Source organism: Nonomuraea sp. NPDC050022 (assembly GCF_044460705.1).
Taxonomy (GTDB): Bacteria; Actinomycetota; Actinomycetes; order Streptosporangiales; family Streptosporangiaceae; genus Nonomuraea.
Genome location: NZ_JBITKE010000001.1, coordinates 866,892 through 886,958, shown reverse-complemented (window position 1 = coordinate 886,958; position 20,067 = coordinate 866,892). Strand labels below are relative to the sequence as shown.

Below are 20,067 nucleotides of genomic sequence, written 5' to 3'. Positions count from 1 at the left end.
GAATTCCGGGGAGGTGGGCGTGCACAGCCAGCGCGACCTCTACCAGGCGTACCGGCTCACGGTCCAGCGCATCGGCCTGGCGCTGATGCGGGCCCAGCCGAACCAGCCCGAGTGGCCGCTGCGCCGCCAGAACATCGGCTTCCTGGCCGGCGCGATGGTCGCCGTGTTGCTGGGTGTCGGGTTCGCGGTCGTCGGGCTGCTCCGGCCGAGCGGCACCAAGGCGCTGCGGGACCCGGGGACACTGATCATCGAACGCGAGACCGGGGCCCGCTACGTCTACAGCCAGCCCCAGCGCAGGCTGATCCCGGTGGCCAACTACGCCTCGGCCCGGCTCGTGCTCGACTCGCCGCAGATCACCGAGCGGGTGGTCGCCAGGGAGGCGCTGAGCTCGTACGAGCGCGGCACACCGGTCGGCATCCCGGGAGCGCCCGACTCGCTGCCGGGCGCCGATCGGCTCGCCTCCGGTCCCTGGTCGGTCTGCGTTCAGGAGCGCGAGAGCGATACGGGGCGCAAGCCGTACGTGACGCTGATCGCCGGGCGGCAGGCGGGCGACCGGCCGCTCGCCGAGGACAGCGCGATGCTCGTGGACGTCGGCGGGCAGACCTGGGCGATCTGGCGTGGCGCGCGGATGCGTGTGCCCGCCGGGATCGCGCGCGGGCTGAGCGGCACCGACCCGGCGGCCGTGCCCGTGGCCTGGTTGAACGCGCTTCCGGAAGGGCCCGACCTGGCCGCGCCCGCGATCGAGGGGCGGGGGCGGCCGGTGACCGGGCCCGGTGGCGAGAAGGCCGCCGTGGGGCAGGTCTTCCGGGCCACGGCCGTCGCCGGGGGCGAGCCGCGCTGGTACGTGCAGCTGGCCGACGGCTTGGCGCCCGTCACGCGTACGCAGGCGACGCTCCTGCTGAGCGACCCGGCGGCCTACAGCGGCGGCACGACCGCCGAGGTCAAGATCGACGCGGCGACGGCCAACGCCGCCCCGCGCTCCCGCACCAAGCTCCCGGCCGACGGCCTGCCCGCGTCGATGCCGAAGATGACGGCCTACGACCCGGCGAGCCCGCTCTGCGCGGTCTACGCCGACGCCGACAAGGGCTCGGCCCGCGCCCGGCTCATGTCGGGCGGCACGCTGCCCGCGCCGCACGGCGACGCCACGGATCTCGTACGGCTGCCGCCGGGCCGGGCGATCGTCGCCGGCGTCCTGCCCGGTGACGGCCAGCTCGACGCGGTGCAGTCGTACTACCTGGTGACGGACGAGGGGCGGCGCTACGCCGTGCCGAACGCGGACGTGCTGGGCAAACTGGGGTACGACGCCAAGCGCGCCACCCCGGTGCCCGCCAACGTGCTGCAGCTCATCCCCGAGGGGCCGGTGCTCGACCCGGCACGCGCCGCCAAGCCCGTCTCCACTGCCTCAACGGCTCAGTAACCCCGGTAAGCGCTGCCGGTCTTCGTGCCGACGACGCCGGGCACGTTGGAGACCGAGCCATAGCGCTCGATGGCGTAGCGGACCCCGGCGATGATGTTGTCGACCGGGTTGTAGATGTTCTCGTGCCCCGGCAGCTTCCACCGGTTGAACGTGGGGTCGATCGTCTGCATGAGCCCCTTGGACGGCGTGCCCTTGGCGGCGTTGGAGTCCCAGTTGTTGATCGCGTTGGGGTTGCCGCCCGACTCGTGCCGGATGATGGTCCAGATGTCGTTGGCGTTCATCTTCTCGACCGGGTAGCCCTGCGCCTTGAGGACGTTGACGGCCTGCGTGATCCAGTCGGCCACCTGTCCCTGCGGGGCCGGTCCGCCGCCGGCCGGGGGCGGACCGCTCGGCCCATACCCACCAAAACCGGGCAGGCTCGGCGATTGGCCCTTCGTCCCGCTGGTCCCGTTCGTCCCGCTCGCCTCAGCGAGGGTCGTGCTGTTCTGTTGCCGCGACGGGGTCCAGTCCAGGGCCTTCCCCGGACCTGGGGCGAAGGGCTCCGTGTCCGGCTCCGGCCAGTTCTCGGTGGATCTGCCCAGGCCACCGAGCAGGCCCCGGATGCCGGCCGCGGCCGTGCCCAGAGCGGTGTTCGCGGTCGTCCGCTGCTCCGCCAGCTGCTTGCGGGCCTCGCCGGCCAGCCCCTGCACGCCCTGCAGGATCTGGTCCTGTGTGGCCTGCGGGTTCCTGGCCTGGAAGTCGCGTACGGCGGCGGCGTAGTTCTGGCAGATCCCGTTCGCCTGGGACTCGGCCGTCCGCAGGGCCTCGGCGGCACTGGCCAGGTGCGTGGCGCACTGCGACAGCACGCTCTGCAGCGTGTCGCCGACCTTTCCGGCCCGGTCCATGTACGTGACGAACGCGTCGGCGCTCGCCCCCTGCCAGGCGGCGTCCAGATCGCCGACGGCCGACCTGACCGCGGCGGTCTGGCCCCGGCCGGTGTCGGCCGCCGCCTGCCACACGCCGACGACGCGGCCCACGGCGCCGGGGTCGCCCACCAGCGTCGCGGCCAGCGTGGCCAGCTCGGCGCCGCCGGGGACGCCTCGCACGTCGTCGATGGCGCTCACCGGCGCACCGCGGCCCCGTCGGCACCCGTGAACGTCCGGTCCACGGCGTCCAGCGCCTGCTCCACCGCTTGGAGATGCCCGCCGAGCGTCCGCGCGGTGGTCCCGGCGGCCGCGGTCAGCTCGCTCACCGCCGCCGCCAGCGCTCCGGAGTTGTCGAGCCGGCCGAAGGCGGCCCGGTCGATCGCCGCGCCGGACACGGACGCGGCGACCTCGGCGTAGGCGCCGGAGGCGTTCTTCGCCGCCGTTCCGCACCCGTCGAGCGCTTCACGGTGATATTTCAGGACCACAGTAGATCTCCTCGGTCGGAACTCAGCCCTCTCGGCGTCGCAAGCGCAGCCGTCTCAGGGTCTCAAGCTCAGCCCTCTCAGCGGCGGAAGAGCGACAGCAGTTCCTCCGCCCGGTCGGTGCGGGCGATCCAGACCTCGCGTCCCCGCCGCTCCCTGCTGATCAGCCGCGCGGCGTGCAGCCGGTCGCAGTGATAGGTGATCCCGCTGGGCGCGATCTTGACGTTGGCGGCCAGCATGCTCATCGTCATGGGCTGGTCCAGCTGGCAGAGCAGCTCGGCGCGCACCGGGCCGACCAGGGCGGACAGCTCGTCCACGGCGGGCGCGACGGGCCGGCGCCACAGCGACTCGGCGCCGGGGACCGGGTAGGCGATCCACACCGCGTCGGGATGGTCCAGGCTGACGATCACGGCGTCCTTGCCCGCCAGCATCGGCACCAGGATGATCCGGCGGTTGCCCAGCTCGTACGTGCTGGCCTCGATGTCGGCGATCAGCAGGCCGCGCTCGCCGTACCGGATGCGGTCGTTCAGTGCGCCCAGCAGCAGCTCGGGCCCGCCGCGGACGGAGGTGATGCCGACGCGCTCGATCTCCCGGTCGAGCAGGGGCCGCGCCCGCTGCCACAGCGGCTCGGTGGTGTGCCAGACGTCGTTGAGCGCGGTGGCGTACCCGCGCAGCCAGCGGCCGGGCCGTTCGGCGGCGGCCCTCCAGTGCGTCGGCAGCGATCCGTCGCCGAACGCCTGCTCCAGGTCCTTGATCAAGGACTCGGGTGGAATGTCGCTCAGCGCGCTCACCTGGGCCGACACGGACATGTCGTCCATGGGGGTGATCGGCGCGACGCTGTCGGGCACGACGGAGTAGCCGGGAGCGGCGAGCGGAAGGACCGCCTCGCGTCCCAGCGGGCTCACCCTCGATTGGACCGCGCGCCGCCACAGCTCGGGCAGTCCGCGCCGGCGGCCGGCCAGCGCGTCGGCGATCATGGCGAGAGCGGTCAGGTTCGGAGAGATCGACACGGACAGCTGAGGAGCGGAGGTCACTCGTAGCTCGCTCCACACGTTCGTTCTGATTACCGGAGCCCCCACGGGTCGTACTGTAGGCAAAGCTGACGTATCTGGATGGATGCTTCAAATAAGCTGAAAAGATCCGTACATGCCGCATGAGGTGGGGGCCGGACCTGCACCTTCCGGCCCCCACCGGCTATGTGGTCACCCTCATGCTCAGGTGATGCGGACGCTCTTGGCCGTCAGTCGCATTGGATGCGCTCCGTTCAGGATGTTCCCGCCTGTGTTGTGGCAAAAGGAACGTAGGCCTCAACGCTCACATCTGACTTACAAGTCACTTACAGCACCATGCGTCGGCTTCCTATTCCGCGCCGGGACGGCTCAGACGGTGCGCGGGCACGGGGATCGAGGGGAACGGGTTGTCCGGCAGCAGGATCACCCGCCGGGCCTGGTCGCCCTGGAGGGCCGCGTCCAGGTGCAGGAGCGCGGCGCCGATGCCCGCCGCGCCGATCATGTAGCCCGTGTCCGCCGACACCTCACCGGGACGCAGCCGCCGATATGCCTGGTACCAGCGCAGCCCCCGCCCGTCGTGGTCGACCGCGCGGCCGATCAGGTGCTCGGCGAGCACACTCGCGAAGTCCAGGTACGACTTGCGCCCCGTCGCCGCCCACAACCCCACGAACAGCTCCAACAGCCCTGCCGTGCCGCAGCACTGGCAGGAGACGTTCCAGAAGCCCGGGGTACGGCGGTGGGGGACGCCGCTCTCGACGATGCCGTGCGCCAGCCGCTCGCACCAGGCCAGGTCGTCGGCCTCGCCCGTGACCCGGTACAGCTCGTAGAACAGCCGTGCCACCCCGGCCGAGCCCGAGCAGAAGCCCAGGTAGTGCAGCCCCCGGCCCTGCGGGACGTGGTGCGGCACGGCGGCGCACCTCCCGGCCACGACGCTGACCATCTGGACGAAGCCGGCGCCTCTGCGGGCCGCGTCGAGGAAGAGCGGGTCGCCGGTGACGCCGTACAGGCGGGCGAGCAGGAACGCCGTGCCCGCCGTGCCGGACAGGAAACCCGGGGTGACGGCGTCCACCGGCAGATCGGCCCGGCCACCGGCCGCGTCGCGGGCCTTTCCCGGCAGGTCGGAGCAGTCACCGGGCCAGGTCTGCCCGTCGGACAGGGTCCCATCGCCGGGCCAGGTCTGCGCGTCGGACAGGGTCCCATCGCCGGGCCAGGTCCGCCCGTCGGGCAGGCCGGTGGAGTGGCCGAACAGGTGGCCGGGCACGGCCAGGCGGGCGATGCGGGCGCCCGCCTCGACGGCCAGGTCCTGGTAGGCGGGCATGCCGAGCATCGAGGACGCGTGCAGCAGGCCGAGCACCACGCCGCCGTCGCCGCTCTGCGCGGGATCGCGCGACCAGCCGGGGCCGCCGTCGAGCGGGCGGGCGGAGCGGACGATCCGGTCGGCGGCGGCCACGGCGGCCGCCTCGAACTCCCCGTCCCCCAGCACCCAGCCGGCCTCGGCGAGTGCGACCACCGTGCCGGACAGACCGTGATAGAGCGACAGGCTGGTCTGGTTCGCCCAGGTCCCGGAGAGGTAGCGGGCGCCCGCGCGGGCCTCGTCGAGGTACGCCTCATGCCCTGTCGCCGCGGCCAGCTCCAGGAAGAACAGCACGATGCCCGCCGCCCCCGCGTAGAGCGAGGCCGGTTCGGCGGCGAGGGCCGACCTGCCCCGAGGGTCGGGGTTGGCCCGCCAGTGCCGGCCGCGCTCGTCGTCGACGGCCGCCGAGCGAATCCAGCGGCCGGCCATGATGGCGGCGGTCAGCGGTGTCTCAGCACGCTCGCTCGATGAGCGCGTCCGATCCAAGCTCATGCCGACCATTATCCCACACATTTGGTAGGAAATTAAGGGTTGGCGTCACCGCTTTCCGGGCAGTCAGCCGCCGTCGAGGGGCGAGGGCGTCGCGGTGGCTTCCACCGGGACGCGGCCACGGCGCATCATGGTGGTCGCGACCGACAGCCCGACCAGCGCGGCGCCCGGCGGCCCGATGATCCACATAGGCCAGAAGTACACCAGGGACGCGTCGGACACGCTGAGCATGACCCAGACCACGACATTGATCGACACCTTCACGGCCCAGATCGCCCAGAGGATCCTGAGCCATCTCGGCAGCGTCGCCAGCAGTCCGGCCGAGACCGCCGCCCCACGCGGCGCGGGCTGCGGTTTCGCCTTCGCGCGGGGCAGGTCGCCCAGGAGATCCGCCAGTTCGCCGTACGTCACCGCCTGGAAGGCCCGGCCCAGCCGGTCGTCGTACTCCTGCATGCTCAGGCGGCCCTCGGCCAGCGCGGAGCTGAGCCGTTCGGCGACCACCTCGCGATCGCCGTCCGACGCCCGGATCTTTCGCCGCTCGTTCATCGGTTCTCCTTGAGCGTGGAGTCTTTCGGCGTGAGCCGTGGGGAGGATGTCGCGGTCTCGCGGGCGAGCAGGCGGTCGATGGCGGCCCGCTCGGCGTCGTGGGTGTTGTCGTCGTCGCGGCGGCGCTCGGCCATCGCGGTCAGGTAGGGCAGCACGGCCGGGCGGTCGACGACGTCGGCGAACGCCTTCGCCATGAGGAGGCGCCCGGCCCGCCGGACCGGCCCGGACACGGGGGCGGCGGCGATGATCAGCCAGGTGCACGCCACATCGGCGGCCGGCGCGCCACGGCCGGCGTTCGCCCAGTCGATGACCCGGGGGCCGTCGCCGGTGACGAGCACGTTGCCGGGGTGCAGGTCCAGGTGGAGCAGGTTGTTGCCGGGCGCTCCCTCGGCGGCGGGCAGCCAGCCGGGCGCGCGTACGGTGGCCAGCCGCTGGAGCAACTCCATCAGGAGGCGCCCGTACGCGGGCGCCCGCCACGGCCGCCGGGTGGCATCGCGTGACACGCTGACGCCCACGACCCGCTCCATGAGGATGTCGGACCCGTCGGCGTCGAAGACCTCGGGCGCCGGAAAGCCCTGCCTGCGGGCGTGCCGCATGACCGACGCCTCGCGTTCGAGGCTGCGGCCGTCGCGGGCCCGCCGGATCACCTTGCCGGTCCCGGCCTCGTACACGTCGCAGTCCTGCCCTGCCGCGAGCAACGTTCCCACACGCATGGTGGTCAGATTATGCGGTAAAGGTGAGTCATTCTAGTTGTGCGATAGCGGGTGCGCTGGCAGCAAATTACCGTCATTTGATGACAGCGGGCCTGTAGTGCGGACTTACCAGTTATGGCGGCAAAATCCCGCAGAGGGTCAGTGGCCTACTCTTTCCTGCCACTTCCTGCCATCGGCCACTTGGGCCGGCTCCCGCTATCGTAGCCAGCAACACCCAGTTAATCGTATTCAACCGATTAATTTCCGACAAAGGGTAGACGTCGCATTCGGTGTGAATACTGGAGGAGGTGACACATTGCTGGAGGCAATCGATCTTGTCAAGTGTTATGGCCCGGTCAGAGCCCTCGACGAGTTCAGCCTGAGCGTGGCCGCGGGCGAGATCGTCGGGCTCGTGGGGCACAACGGCGCGGGCAAGACGACCTTCGTGGAGATCGTGTCGTACCTGACCCGACCGGACGGCGGCCACGTCACCATCGACGGTAAGCCACCGTCCGCCGTCAAAGGCCAGGTCGGAGTCGCACCGCAGCACATCGCGCTCTACCCGTCCGTCAGCGTCAGGGAGCACCTGGAGCTGTTCGGCAAGCTGGCCGGGCTGCGTGGCCAGGCGCTCACCACCGCCATCGACGACATCGTGGCCGCCCTGCGGCTGAGCGACTTCATCGACCGGCACGCGGCGGTCCTGTCCGGCGGCCAGCAGCGCAGGACCCAGGCGGCCACCGCGCTCATCCACCGGCCGGCGCTGCTGCTGCTCGACGAGCCGACGGCCGGCGCCGACCTGGAGACCAGGCAGGCGATGCTCGACGTGGTCAAGCAGCGCGCGGGCGAGGGCGCCGCCGTCGTCTACACCACCCACTACCTGCCCGAGCTCACCGAGCTCCAGGCCACGATCGCGGTCGTCAGGGACGGCCGGGTCATCGCCAGGGGCACCCACGAGGAGCTGGTCGACGGCCTGCCCGGCGAGGTGCAGCTCACCTTCGACAACGAAGAGGAGATCACGGTCTCGACGGCCCACCCGGCCAACACCCTGATCGACCTGCTCAGCCGTGCCGACCGCCCGATCAGCACCGTCGACGTGCGCAACCCCTCCCTCGACGACCTCTACAGATCCCTGGCGGTCAGCAATGCTCCTTGACACCCCCCACACCCAGCAGCGGATCGAACCCCCGCCGCCCGCGGGCCTGGTCGAGAACCTGCGCGGCGCCGCGTACCGCATCGGCGCGCTGGCCAAGCACAACACGCTCATCCGGCTGCGCGACCCAGGGCAGATGATCAGCTACGTCGCCATGCCGATGGTGCTCATGCTGGTGCTCAAGCCGCTGTACGTCCGGGCCGTCGAAGGCGGCGCCACGCAGGTGGCGACCGGGCTGATGGTGATGTTCTCGGTGTTCGCGATCTCCATCGCGGGCAACGCGATCCTCGTCGAGCGCACCTGGCGTACCTGGGACCGGCTGCGGGCCAGCCGCGCCCCGGCGACCGAGCTGCTGCTCGGCAAGACCATCCCGATCTTCGTGGTGATGGTCGTGCAGCAGTCGATCCTGCTGGTGTACGGCTGCCTCGTCATCGGGCTGCCGATCCCGAGGGCCCCGCAGTACGTGGTCTTCGCGATCGCGATCTGGGCCTTCGCGCTGCTGTCGATCGGCGCGGCACTCGCCACGATCGTCCGCAGTCACGGGGAGCTCAGCGTGATCTCCGATGTCGGCGCGCTGACGCTCAGCTCGCTGGGCGGCGCCCTCGTGCCGCTGAGCATCATGCCCGAGTGGGCCCAGGTCGCCGCGCACATCTCGCCCGGCTACTGGGCCCTGACGATGATGCAGGCCGCGGTCCGCGGAGACGCGGCCGGCACCCTGGCACCGGCCGGGGTGCTGCTGGCGATCGGCCTCGTCGCCGGCACGTTCGCCGTCCGCAGGCTCACGCGCGGATGGGGGCGCGGGCACCTGCTCTGAAGTGCCGACCCGCGGTCAGGGGGCCGCGGGTCGCTCGCCTTTCTATCAGTAATTCAGTGACATGTACGGAATTGAGGCATGTTGATGGATCAGCAGCATTCACCCGGCGACTCGAAACACTCGGCGGACGAGTCGAATATCGCGATCATCGGCATGGCCGGCCGATTCCCCGGGGCGGACAACGTCGAGACGTTCTGGCGCAACATCAGCACCGGCGTGGAATCGTTCACCCGATTCTCCGACGAGGAGCTGATCGACGCGGGGGTCAGTCCGGCGACCTTCCAGCAGCCGAACTATGTGAGAAGCCGGCCGATTCTCGAGAACATCCGGGGATTCGACGCCGGATTCTTTGGTTACAACCCGCGTGAGGCGACCTTGGCCGATCCGCAGCAGCGGATCTTCCTTGAGGTGGCTTGGGAGGTCCTCGAAGCCGCCGGTTACGGCTCGCCCGACGCGCGGGGCAGCGTGGGCGTGTTCGCGGGCACCAACATCAGCGGCTACCTGCTGACCCGGCTGAGGGCGTTCGAGATGGGCATCGACCCGTCCGCCCTGATGATCGGCAACGACAAGGACGCGCTCACCACGAACGTCTCCTTCCGCCTGAACCTCTCGGGCCCGAGTGTGGCCGTGCAGACGTTCTGCTCGACCTCTCTTGTCGCCGTGCACCTGGCGAGCGACGCGCTGCGCCGGGGCGACTGCGAGATCGCGCTGGCCGGCGGCGTGTCCGTACGCATCCCCGACCGGGTCGGGTACCTGTGGGAGGAGGGCGGTCAGGAGTCGCCCGACGGCCACGTGCGCACGTTCGACGCCGAGGGCAAGGGCAGCATGTTCGGCGACGGGGCCGCCGTGGTCGCGCTCAAGCGCCTCGACCGCGCGATCGCCGACCGCGACACCGTGCTCGCCGTCATCCGTGCCTCCGCGATCAACAACGACGGCGCGCTCAAGTTCAGCTACCTCGCGCCCAGCATCGACGGGCAGCGCAGGTGCGTCAGCAGGGCGATCGAGCGGGCCGGGGTCGACCCGTCGGAGATCTCGTACGTCGAGGCGCACGGCACCGCGACCGAGGTGGGCGACCCGATGGAGGTCGCCGCCCTGACCAGCGCTTTTGGCCCCACCAAGGACAAGCAATACTGCCTGCTCGGCTCCATCAAGCCGAACGTCGGCCACCTCGACCGGGCCTCGGGCGTCACCGGGCTCATCAAGGTCGTCCAATCCCTGCGCAACGAGCTCATCCCGGGCACCCTGCACTACACCTCCCCGAACCGGGAGATCGACTTCGACAGCAGCCCGTTCCGCGTCACCTCCGAGGTCACGCCGTGGCCGCGTGACGACGACCGGCCCCGGATCGCGGGCATCAGCTCGCTCGGCATGGGCGGCACGAACGCGCACGCCATCGTCACCGAGGCCCCGCGGCCCGAGGGACGCCCCGAGCGGGCCCGCCGCTGGCAGGTGCTGCCGCTGTCGGCCCGCTCCGAGTCGGCCGCCGAGAACGCCTGCGTCCGGCTCGCCGACCGGCTGGACATCGACTCCGACCTCGAACTGGGCGACGTCGCCTACACGCTGCAGGTCGGCCGCAAGGTCTTCAACCACCGCAGGGTCGTCGTGGCCGACTCGACCGGCCGCGCCGCCACTCTGCTGGCCGACCCGGCCGGGCGGCTGGGCCGTAACGACGCGACCGTGGGCCGCCGGGTCGGCTTCCTGATCGCCGGGGTCGGCGAGCAGTACCCCGGCATGGTGGCCGACCTCTACGCCGACGAGCCCGCCTTCCGCGACGACGTCGACGAGTGCCTGACCGTCCTCGGGCTCACCGAGGCCGCGCAGCTGTCCGACGTCTTCGTGGCCGCCGAGCGCCAGGACACGGGCGGCGACCTGGCCCGGCTCCTGGGCCGGACCGGCGACGCGGCGACCCCCTCCACGGTCGAGGCGCACCTGATCCAGCCCGCCGTCTTCGTGGCGGAGTACGCGCTGGCCCGCCAGCTCATCCGCTGGGGCATCGCCCCCGAGATCATGGTCGGCTACAGCCTCGGCGAGTACGTGGCCGCCTGCCTGTCCGGCGTCCTCTCGCTCCCCGACGCGCTGCGGCTGGTCGCCTACCGGGCCAAGCTGATCACCTCGCAGCCCGAGGGCGCCATGCTCGCGGTGGCCGCCGACGAGCGGCGGCTGCGCGCGGTACTCGGCGACCTGCTGACCCGCGACCTGGACGTGGCGGTGCGCACCGGCTCGCAGCTGGTCCTCGCCGGACCCGTCGCGGCGGTCGAGGCGGCCGGCGCGCTGCTGCTGGAGGCGAAGATCGGCTGCCGCCGCCTGGACACCACGCACGCCTTCCACTCCCGGATGCTGGAGCCGGTGGCCGCCGAGCTGACCGCCTGGATCAGCGACAACGTCACCCTGCACCCCCCGGTCATCCCGTACGTCAGCAACGTCACCGGCCGCCTGGCCACCGCGGACGTCGTCACCGACCCCGGCTACTGGTCCCGGCACATGTGCGAGACCGTGGAGTTCGGCGCCGGGCTCGCGCACGTGCTCGGCACCGGCGACCTCGCCCTGGTGGAGATCGGCCCCGGCCAGTCGCTCGGCGCGCTCACCCGCGGCCACCCGGAGTGCGACCGCGCCCAGTGGCCGCTGATCGTCACCACGCTGCCCGCCGCGAACGACCGCCTCGACACCCACGCCGCCACCGCCACGGCCGTCGGCAAGCTCTGGCTGGCCGGCGTCTCCGTCGACTGGGCGGCGCTGCACACCGGCTGGACGCCCGGCCGGATCCCGCTGCCGACCTACCCCTTCGAGCACCAGGACTACTGGCTGGAGATCGACCAGACCGCGGCGAGCACCGGCGCGCCCGCGATCGACGACAGCGACCCCACCAGCATCCTGAACGCCCTGCCCCGGCTGCCCGACGAGCGCTGGATCAACGTGCCGACCTGGCGGCAGACCGCGCCGCGCCCGGCACGCGAGGAGGAGGCGGCCCGCTGGCTGGTCTACACCGACGCGGGCCGGGCCGACACGCTGGCCGCCGCGCTGCGCGCGCACCTGGAGGCGGCGGGGCACCAGGTGGTGCTGGTCTGTCCCGGTGAGCGGTTCGCCGCCGGGCCCGACGGCCTGGTGGTCCGGCCCGGCTCGCCGGAGGACGCCGTCAGCGCGCTGCGGGCCCTGGCCGAGCGGGACTTCGAGCCCGAGCGCGTGGTGCACCTGTGGACCGCCGAGGAGAACCCCGACTCGACCGACGAGTGCCTGCGGCGCGGCCTGCACAGCCTGGTCGCGCTCGCGCGGGCCGCGGGCGACATGGGCATCACGCGGTGGTCGCTCGACATCGTCACCATCGGCGGCCAGCGGGTGCTCCCCGGCGACCGGGTCATCCCGGAACGCGGCACCCTGCTCGGCCCGACCCGCCTGATCCCGGTCGAGTATCCGCGCGTGCGCACCCGCCTGATCGACATCGACACGGCGTCGTCACCGCGCGACCTCCTGACCGAGCTGCGTGCCGAGCCCGCCGACCAGGTCGTGGGGCTGCGCAGTGGTCGGCGCTGGGTCCCGGAGTACGAGGTGCTCGACGCGTCGTGCATCGACCAGGACGCCCCCAAGGCCCAGGTACGCCGGGGCGGCACATACCTCGTGACCGGCGGCCTCGGCGGCATCGGCCTGGCCATGGCCGAACGGCTCGCCGAGCACTACCAGGCCCGCCTCGTCCTGATGGGCCGCACCCCCGTGCCGCCCAAGGACCAGTGGGGCCCCATCCTGGCTTCGGAGCGCACCGCCGACGAGGTACGCCGGCGGATCGAGGGGCTGCGGCGGCTGGAGGCCGCGGGCATCCAGGTCATCACGGTCGCCGGTGACGTCTCCCAGCCCGATGACGTACGGCGGGCGGTCGGCGCGGCGATCGAGACGTTCGGCGAGCTCAACGGCGTGCTGCACTGCGCCGGGGTGCCGGCCGTCGGCCTGATGCAGTTCAAGACGGCCGCCGACATCCAGCGCACGCTGGCGCCGAAGGTGGCGGGCACGCTGGCCATCGGCGAGGCGCTTCGCGATGTGCCGGTGGATTTCGTGGCGTTGTTCTCCTCCACCACGTCGGCGACCGGCGGCGGCGCGGGCCAGGTCGACTACTGCGCGGCCAACGCCTTCCTCGACGCGTACGCGCTGAGCGACCCGCTGCCCGGCGTGACCGTGACGGCGATCGACTGGTGCGAGTGGACCTGGAACGGTTGGACCGACGGCCTGGAGAACTACGACGAGGGCTCCAAGCACTACTTCACCTGGTACCGGGAGAACTTCGGCATCACCTTCGACCAGGGCTACGAGACGCTGCTGCGGGTGCTGGCCAGCGGCGAGGCCCACGTGATCACCTCGACGCAGGACTTCGCCCCGCTGGTCGCGATGAGCCGCCGCTCGTCGATCGAGAGCCATCAGGCCACGGTGAAGAAGATCCGCGACGCCTTCGGCCGCCACCCGCGGCCCGAGCTGTCGACCGCCTACGTCGAGCCGCAGTCACCAGCTGAGGAGGCCATCACCGCGGTCTGGGCCGAGGCGCTCGGCCTGGAGCAGGTCGGCATCCACGACAACTTCTTCGAGCTCGGCGGCAACTCGCTGCTCGGCATGGAGATCATCGCCGAGGTCCGCAAGGCCCTCGAACTGTCCTACCTGCCCCCGCACATCCTCTACCAGTCGCCCACGGTGGCCTCGCTCGCCGAAGCCGCGACCTCGGGGGGCGAGCAGGACCAGCAGACCCTCGGGGCCCTTGACCAGCGGCGGTCCCGCATCGAACAGCGACGCAACATGCTCCGTGGGAAGGCGGCATCATGACGGACACTGAGACGGACTACGACTCGGCGGTCGCCCTGATCGGGATGTCCGGTCGCTTTCCGGGCGCGAGCAGCGTCGGCGAGCTGTGGCGCAATGTCCTGGCCGGGATCAAGGGGCTGCGCGAGATCACCGACGAGGAGCTGGCCGAGTCCGGCGTCGAGCCGGGCAAGGTGGCCGACCCGCGCTACGTCCGCGTCGGCGGCCCGATCGACGGCCTCGACCAGTTCGACGCCACGGTCTTCGGGATCAACCCGCGCGAGGCCGAGACGATGGACCCCCAGCACAAGCTCTTCCTCGAATGCTCGTGGGAGGCGCTGGAGAGCGCGGGCTACTGCCCGACCGACACGCCGGGACAGGTCGCCGTCTTCGCCGGCTGCGGCTTCCCCGACTACATCGTCCAGAACATCCAGCACCTCGCCGGTCAGCCGGGCGGCGCGCTGCTCATGGCCACCGGCAACGAGCGCGACTCGCTGGCCTCGACCGTCTCCTACAAGCTCGGGCTGCGCGGCCCGGCCGTCACCGTGCAGACCTTCTGCTCCACCTCGCTGGTGTCGGTGCACCTGGCCTGCCAGAGCCTGCTGACGTACGAGTGCGACATCGCGCTGGCGGGCGGCGCGTTCACCCCGCTCCCCCAGCCCGCCGGTTACCTGTACGAGCAGGGCGGCATCATGTCGCCCGACGGCCGGGTGCGCAGCTTCGACGCCGAGGCGGGCGGCACGGTCATGGGCAGCGGCGTCGGCACGGTCGCGCTCAAGCGCATGTCCGACGCGCTCAAGGACGGCGACGTCATTCACGCGGTCATCCTCGGCTCGGCGGCCAACAACGACGGCCGGACCCGCGCCGGCTACACCGCGCCCGGCGTCGACGGGCAGGCCGAGGTCATCGAGTCGGCGCTGGGCGTGGCCGGGGTCAAGCCCGACACCGTCGGCTACGTCGAGTGCCACGCGACCGGCACCATGCTGGGCGACTCGATCGAGCTGGCCGCGATGAACCGGGTGTTCGCCCAGCCCCGCGAGACGCCGTGCGTGCTGGGCTCGCTCAAGCCCAGCATCGGTCACCTCGACCGCGCCTCCGGTGTCACCGGGCTGATGCGCGCCGCTCTCACCCTCAAGCACGAGCTGCTGCCGGGCACCCCGCACTACGAGACGCCCAACCCGGCGCTGGCGACGGCGCGGGACCGGTTCACGGTGCTCACCGAGCACCGGGCCTGGCCCGCCGGTCCGCATCCGCGGCGGGCCGGGGTCAGCTCGTTCGGGCTCGGCGGCACCAACGCGCACGTGGTGCTGGAGCAGGCGCCGGTACGGCCGGCGCGGCCGGCCCGGCCGGGACCGCACCTGCTGACGTTCTCGGCCGCCGACGGCCAGGCGCTGTCCGACCTCACCGGTCTGCTGCGGGAGCACCTCTCCGGTGACCTGGCCGACGATCTGGCGGATGTGGCGTACACGCTCCAGGTGTCGCGCGGCGGCTTCGCGACGCGGCGGGCGATCGTGGTCCGGGACCGGGAGGACGCGGTCGCGGCGCTGGGCGATCCGGCGCGCTGGATCGACGCCAAGACGCAGCGCCGCAACCCCAAGGTCCGGCTGGTCACGCCGGGCGGCGACGTACCGGCCGCCTGGTGGGCGGACCTGCGGGCGGCGGCCGACCGGCTGACCCGCCCCGGCACCGCTGGCGTTGCCGGTACCATCGGCGCCTCCCCCGAGGACGCGGTCGCGGCGCTCGCCGAGGCGCTCACCGCGCTCGGTGTGCGCCTGCTCCACGACGCGACCTCCGACACATCCGGAGTCGAGGAGATCGTGGTGACCCCCGCCGGCGACGAGAGCGCCGCCGAGTGGCTGCTGGCCACTCTGGGCAGGCTGTGGCAGGCCGGTAGCGCCATCGACTGGGCGGTCCTGCACCAGGGCGCGGGCCTGCGGGTCGAGCTGCCCACCTACCCCTGGCAGAAGCGCCGGTTCTGGGTCAAGGCCAATCCGAGCATGATGGCCGCGCCCCCGAGCACCGGCAAGACGTTCGACCGCTCGAAGTGGACGCACCTGCCGACGTGGCGGCAGCGGCCCCTGACCCTCAACGGCCTGGACGAGCAGCTCAGGCTGGCCGGTCCCTGGCTGGTCTTCACCGACGACGACCGGGGCGAGGCCCTGGTCGAGCGGCTGACCGAGGCGGGCGCCGAGGTGACCGCGGTGCGCCGGGGCGACCGGTTCGACGAGGATGACGCCGGACATTTCACGATCCGCCCCGACAAGGCGGACGACATGGCCGAGGTGCTCTACTCGCTCGTGGTCAATCCGCGCTCGATCATTCACGCCTTCAGCCTGTCCGCCGCCGAGGCGGGGCCGGACCCGGTCGCCCACTTCGACGCCGAGCAGAGCCGCGGCTTCTACTCCGCGCTCGCGCTGGCCCGCGAGCTCGTCGACAACACCGGCTCCGCGCCGCGCGCCGAGTTGGTCCTGCTGACGTCGGGAGCGGTGGGCGTGGTCGGCTCGGACCTGCGCCACCCCGAGCACGCGACGCTCGCCGCGCTGGCGCCGAGCCTGCAGCAGGAGAACCCGCGCCTGCGCTGCCGCCACATCGACGTCGGCTCCGACATCGATCCTGAGCAGCTGGCCACACAGATCCTGGCCGCCTCCGTCGCCCCGCACGAGGGGCCGGTCGCGGTGCGCTCGGGCGAGACGTGGCTGCGGCAGTACGAGCAGTACCCCATCGACGAGCCCGGCCCGGAGGAGCGGCCGTTCCGCGACGGCGACACCGTGCTGATCACCGGCGGTCTCGGCGACGTCGGCCTCGTGCTCTCCCGCCACCTGGCCGCCCGGTACGGCTGCCGCCTGGTGCTCACCGCCCGCGCCCCGCTGCCGCCCCGCGCGGAGTGGGACGCCTTCCTGGCCTCCGTGCCGCAGGGCGGGGAGCGTACGGCACGGCACATCCGCAACATCCGCGACCTGGAGGAGCGCGGCGCCACCGTGCTCGCCCTGTCGGCCGACGTGGCCGACGAGGCCGGGATGCGGGCGGTCGTCGAGGCGGCGGTCGAGCGCTTCGGCGGCATCGACGTGGCCGTGCACGGCGCGGGCGTCCAGGACGGCGGCTACTTCAACTTCGCCCACCTCATGGACCGCGACCAGTGCGACGCCCACCTGGCCGCCAAGGTCAAGGGCTTCCACGTGCTGGAGGCCGTACTGGGAGAGCAGGCCCGCGACCGGCGCGTCACGCTGTCGTCGATCGCGGCGGTGCTCGGCGGGATGACGCTGGCGCCGTACGCGTCGGCGAACGCGGCACTCGACGCCTACATCCGCGTGGCCCGGCTGGGCGGCGGCCGGTGGGTCACCGTCGACTGGGACACCTGGAACATCGACCCCGACCGGCTCGAAGGCCACAGCGGCGCGGTGATCGACTACGCGATGACGCCCGCGGAGGGCGTGGACGTGTTCGAGCGGGCGCTGTCGGCCGCCGACCGCGTCGGGCACCTGGTCATCTCGACCGGCTCGCTGGAGGCGCGCATCGCGCAGTGGGTCACCGGTGACATCCATGACGCCGGCGACGACGATCTCGACGACGACCGCGAGCGCCACCCGCGCCCGGACCTGAGCACCCCGTACGTCGAGCCGAACGAGGGCACCGAGACCACGCTGTCCGGCATCTGGTCGAGGGTGCTGGGCATCGACCCGATCGGCGCCACGGACAACTTCTTCGAGCTCGGCGGCCACTCGCTGCTCGCGATCGAGCTGACCACCCGGATCCGCAAGGCCCTGAACGCCTCGGTGCCGGTCACCGGGCTGCTGGAGTGCCCGACGGTCCGCCAGCTCGCCGCTCTGCTCGATTCAAGGGAGGACGCGTGAAGCAGCCCGAGTATCTCCGCAAGATCCAGAGCTTCGCCCGGCGCGAGCTGCTCGACAAGGACGCCTACCTGGACTCGCTGGCCGAGGCGCCGATGCCGCTCTACAAGCGCTTCGCCGACACCGGCCTGGCGAACTGGTGGCTGCCCAAGGAGGCGGGCGGGCTCGGGCTGGGCCTGGAGGAGAGCGTCCGCATCGTCTCCGAGCTGGCCTACGCCGACGCGGGCGTGGCGTTCACGCTGTTCATCCCGGTGCTCACGACGAGCATGGTCCAGTGGTACGGCTCCGCCGAGCTCCGGGAGCGCCACCTGGGCCGTATGGCGGCGGAGAACGGGTTCTGCGCGACGCTCGGCAGCGAGCACGCGGCGGGCAGCGAGCTGGCCCGGATCTCCACCACGGCGACCCGCGACGGCGACGAGATCGTGCTCAACGGCCAGAAGGCGTTCTCCACCAACACCGACTTCGCGCAGTTCATCGTGGTGATCGCGCGAGCCCAGGACGACCCGGCGGGCTACCTCGCGGTCCTGGTGCCGCGCGACACGCCCGGCATCCGGGTGGACAAGCGGTGGGACGTCATCGGGCTGCGCTCGTCGGCGACCTACCAGGTCTCGCTCACCGACTGCCGAGTGCCCGCGGCCAACGTACTGCGCGGCAACGGCCTGCGGCTGCTGGAGGTCGGCCTGAACGCCAGCCGCATCCTCATCGCCACGACCGCGCTCGGCATCGCCCGCCGGGTGCGCGACGTGTGCATGGAGTACGGCAAGTCCAAGTCGGTGAAGGGCTCGCCGCTGGCCAACAACGCGGTGTTCGCCGGCCGGCTGGGCCAGTTCGAGATGCAGATCGACGTGATGGCGAACCAGTGCCTGGCGGCGGCTCGCGCGTACGACGCGGTCGCGGCCCGGCCGGACGCCGGCGAGGAGTTCCTGCGTGTCGGGACGCTCAAGTCGGCGCTCACCGCGAAGATGTTCTGCGGGCAGACCGGGTGGCAGATCGCGTCCACGGCCTCGGAGATGTTCGGCGGGCTCGGTTACACGCACGACTCGGTCATCGGGAAACTGCTGCGGGACGTGCGCTATGTGTCGATCGTCGAGGGCGGTGACGACGTACTGCGCGACCTGGTGTTCAGCCGGTACGTGGTGCCTGTCTCTAAGCGGTCATGAGGCGGCCCCGGCGGTGACGACCGCCGCGGCGTAACCCGGCGCGACGTCCAGCCAGCGGACAGGCAGGGCGGCGCCGGGCGGCGAGAGCACGGCCCCATGGGTCGTGCTCTCTTCGCGTACCAGGACATTGCGGAGCCCGGCCAGGCCCACCCCGACGGCTTTGACGTACGCCTCCTTGGCCGTCCAGAGGCGGAAATATCCGGTACGGAGGCCGGAAGGGCCCGCCTCGCGCAGCCGGTCGACCTCCTCCGGCTGGTACATGCTGCCCGCCATCGCCAGGCAGTCGAGGTCCTCGCGGATCCACTCGACATCCACGCCGACCCTGGAGCCCGGCGGCGCCACCGCCACCAGGGCCCACTCCTCGGAGTGGGACAGGTTGAAATCGGGCGCTCCCCGGCCGTGGGACCGAGTTACGTACGGGCGACCACTCTCCTCCGTGCCGAAGGCCAGACGCGCGGCGCGCACGCCGCAGACCTCGCCGAGGATGGCGCGGAGCGCGGCGTGCGCGACCATGAACCGGTGCCGCTCCCGGGCCGAGCCGAGCCGTCGGGCCCGCTCGCGCTCGGCGTCGGAGAGCGACCGCCACCCGCCCGGCGCCAACGGCCGGTCGAGGTGGATCTTCCACACCCTGGGCTGCGTCATACCCACGCGCGCAGCGCCTCCGAGACGTGCTTGTAGGTCAGCTTCGCCTGCTCGAAGACGGCGAAGTGCCCGCCGACGTAGGTGTGCAGGTCGAACCGCCCGGTCGTCTGCTCCCGCCACGCGGCCACCAGCTCCCGGCCGGCCCGCGGGTCGTCGGTGCTCGGCAGCGCGGTGATCGGGACGTTCAGCGGGGGCTCGGGGTAGTACGCGTAGGTCTCCTTGACGCTGAAGTCGGCCTGCATGGCGGGCAGGATCATCTCCAGCACGGACGGGTCGTTCAGCAGCCAGTCAGGGGTCCCGCCGAGCTTGCGCAGCAGCTCCACCAGCTCGGCGCTGCTCATGCCGCGCACCGGCGGCCCGTCGTCGAACGACCGGTGCGGGGCGACGCAGCCGGAGACGAACAGGTGCACCGGCTCAGGGCCGCCCCGGCGGCGGATCTCCCTCAGCAGTTCGAAGGAGACCAGCGCGCCCAGGCTGTGTCCATAGACGGCGTACCGGCGACCTCCGCTCACCTCGGCCAGGATGACGTCGGCCAGGTCGGACACCAACGGGGCCATCCGTTCGTACGGAGGTTCGCGCAGCCGGTTCTCCCGGCCGGCCGGCTGGACCGGCAGCACCGCCACACCCGGCAACCGGTGCTGCCACGCCCGATAGGCGGAGGCTCCGCCCCCGGCGTGCGGCAGGCAGAACAGCGCGAGCGCGTCGTCCGCCGCGCCGGTCTGGGCCTTGAACGGCAGCCACCGCTGGATCGCGTCTTCGCTGGTCACATCATTGACGGTCATCGT

The 20,067-nt window shown here is 72.0% G+C and carries 14 protein-coding genes; 6 read left to right on the top strand and 8 right to left on the bottom strand.

Translation table 11 applies throughout. From position 1 onward, the window contains the following. Positions 1–19: 19 nt before the first annotated feature. The gene (gene eccB, locus ACIBO2_RS03805) at positions 20–1,417 is read left to right on the top strand and encodes a type VII secretion protein EccB (protein ID WP_358536565.1); all 1,398 of its coding nucleotides are present in this window, start codon (positions 20–22) and stop codon (positions 1,415–1,417) included. Here the strand turns inward: eccB and ACIBO2_RS03800 are convergent. The 6 genes from ACIBO2_RS03800 to ACIBO2_RS03775 form a co-directional block, all read right to left on the bottom strand. Further along, entirely contained in the window at positions 1,411–2,520 is a 1,110-nt protein-coding gene (locus ACIBO2_RS03800) for a transglycosylase SLT domain-containing protein (protein ID WP_358536563.1), read from the bottom strand. The genes eccB and ACIBO2_RS03800 overlap by 7 nt on opposite strands. Further along, positions 2,517–2,807 (bottom strand): hypothetical protein, encoded by a 291-nt coding sequence (locus ACIBO2_RS03795; RefSeq protein WP_397295207.1) that lies wholly within the window; start codon positions 2,805–2,807, stop codon positions 2,517–2,519. Before ACIBO2_RS03795 ends, ACIBO2_RS03800 begins: the two co-directional genes overlap by 4 nt. Positions 2,808–2,884: 77 nt before the next feature. Next, on the bottom strand, positions 2,885–3,883 hold the full coding sequence (locus ACIBO2_RS03790; RefSeq protein ID WP_358536558.1) for a winged helix-turn-helix domain-containing protein: 999 nt from the start codon (positions 3,881–3,883) through the stop codon (positions 2,885–2,887). A 280-nt stretch (positions 3,884–4,163) separates the two neighbouring features. Continuing rightward, entirely contained in the window at positions 4,164–5,660 is a 1,497-nt protein-coding gene (locus tag ACIBO2_RS03785) for a lanthionine synthetase LanC family protein (RefSeq protein ID WP_397295205.1), read from the bottom strand. A gap of 63 nt (positions 5,661–5,723) precedes the next feature. Beyond that, complete coding sequence (locus tag ACIBO2_RS03780) at positions 5,724–6,203, bottom strand: DUF1707 domain-containing protein (RefSeq protein ID WP_358536554.1); 480 nt, start codon at positions 6,201–6,203, stop codon at positions 5,724–5,726. Continuing rightward, a complete protein-coding gene (locus tag ACIBO2_RS03775) occupies positions 6,200–6,916 on the bottom strand; it encodes a phosphotransferase (protein ID WP_358536552.1) in 717 nt (238 codons plus the stop codon). The genes ACIBO2_RS03780 and ACIBO2_RS03775 overlap by 4 nt, the downstream gene beginning before the upstream one ends. Before the next feature lie 295 nt (positions 6,917–7,211). Here ACIBO2_RS03775 and ACIBO2_RS03770 point away from each other — a divergent pair, with 295 nt between their 5' ends. The 5 genes from ACIBO2_RS03770 (at position 7,212) to ACIBO2_RS03750 (ending at position 18,640) form a co-directional block, all read left to right on the top strand. Further along, positions 7,212–8,048 (top strand): ABC transporter ATP-binding protein, encoded by an 837-nt coding sequence (locus tag ACIBO2_RS03770; protein ID WP_358536550.1) that lies wholly within the window; start codon positions 7,212–7,214, stop codon positions 8,046–8,048. Beyond that, the gene (locus ACIBO2_RS03765; protein ID WP_357942111.1) at positions 8,038–8,859 is read left to right on the top strand and encodes an ABC transporter permease; all 822 of its coding nucleotides are present in this window, start codon (positions 8,038–8,040) and stop codon (positions 8,857–8,859) included. Before ACIBO2_RS03770 ends, ACIBO2_RS03765 begins: the two co-directional genes overlap by 11 nt. 84 nt (positions 8,860–8,943) lie before the next feature. After that, entirely contained in the window at positions 8,944–13,656 is a 4,713-nt protein-coding gene (locus ACIBO2_RS03760) for an SDR family NAD(P)-dependent oxidoreductase (protein WP_397295201.1), read from the top strand. Continuing rightward, entirely contained in the window at positions 13,653–17,483 is a 3,831-nt protein-coding gene (locus ACIBO2_RS03755; protein ID WP_397295199.1) for an SDR family NAD(P)-dependent oxidoreductase, read from the top strand. Before ACIBO2_RS03760 ends, ACIBO2_RS03755 begins: the two co-directional genes overlap by 4 nt. Continuing rightward, on the top strand, positions 17,480–18,640 hold the full coding sequence (locus ACIBO2_RS03750) for an acyl-CoA dehydrogenase family protein (RefSeq protein WP_397295197.1): 1,161 nt from the start codon (positions 17,480–17,482) through the stop codon (positions 18,638–18,640). The genes ACIBO2_RS03755 and ACIBO2_RS03750 overlap by 4 nt, the downstream gene beginning before the upstream one ends. On the opposite strand, the gene ACIBO2_RS03745 is transcribed toward ACIBO2_RS03750, so the two are convergent. Together ACIBO2_RS03745 and ACIBO2_RS03740 are read right to left on the bottom strand one after the other, a co-directional pair. Further along, the gene (locus ACIBO2_RS03745) at positions 18,635–19,282 is read right to left on the bottom strand and encodes a 4'-phosphopantetheinyl transferase superfamily protein (protein ID WP_358536540.1); all 648 of its coding nucleotides are present in this window, start codon (positions 19,280–19,282) and stop codon (positions 18,635–18,637) included. The genes ACIBO2_RS03750 and ACIBO2_RS03745 overlap by 6 nt on opposite strands. Then, positions 19,279–20,064, bottom strand: coding sequence for a thioesterase domain-containing protein (locus tag ACIBO2_RS03740; RefSeq protein ID WP_358536537.1), 786 nt, complete (start codon positions 20,062–20,064; stop codon positions 19,279–19,281). The genes ACIBO2_RS03745 and ACIBO2_RS03740 overlap by 4 nt, the downstream gene beginning before the upstream one ends. Positions 20,065–20,067 lie beyond the last annotated feature (3 nt).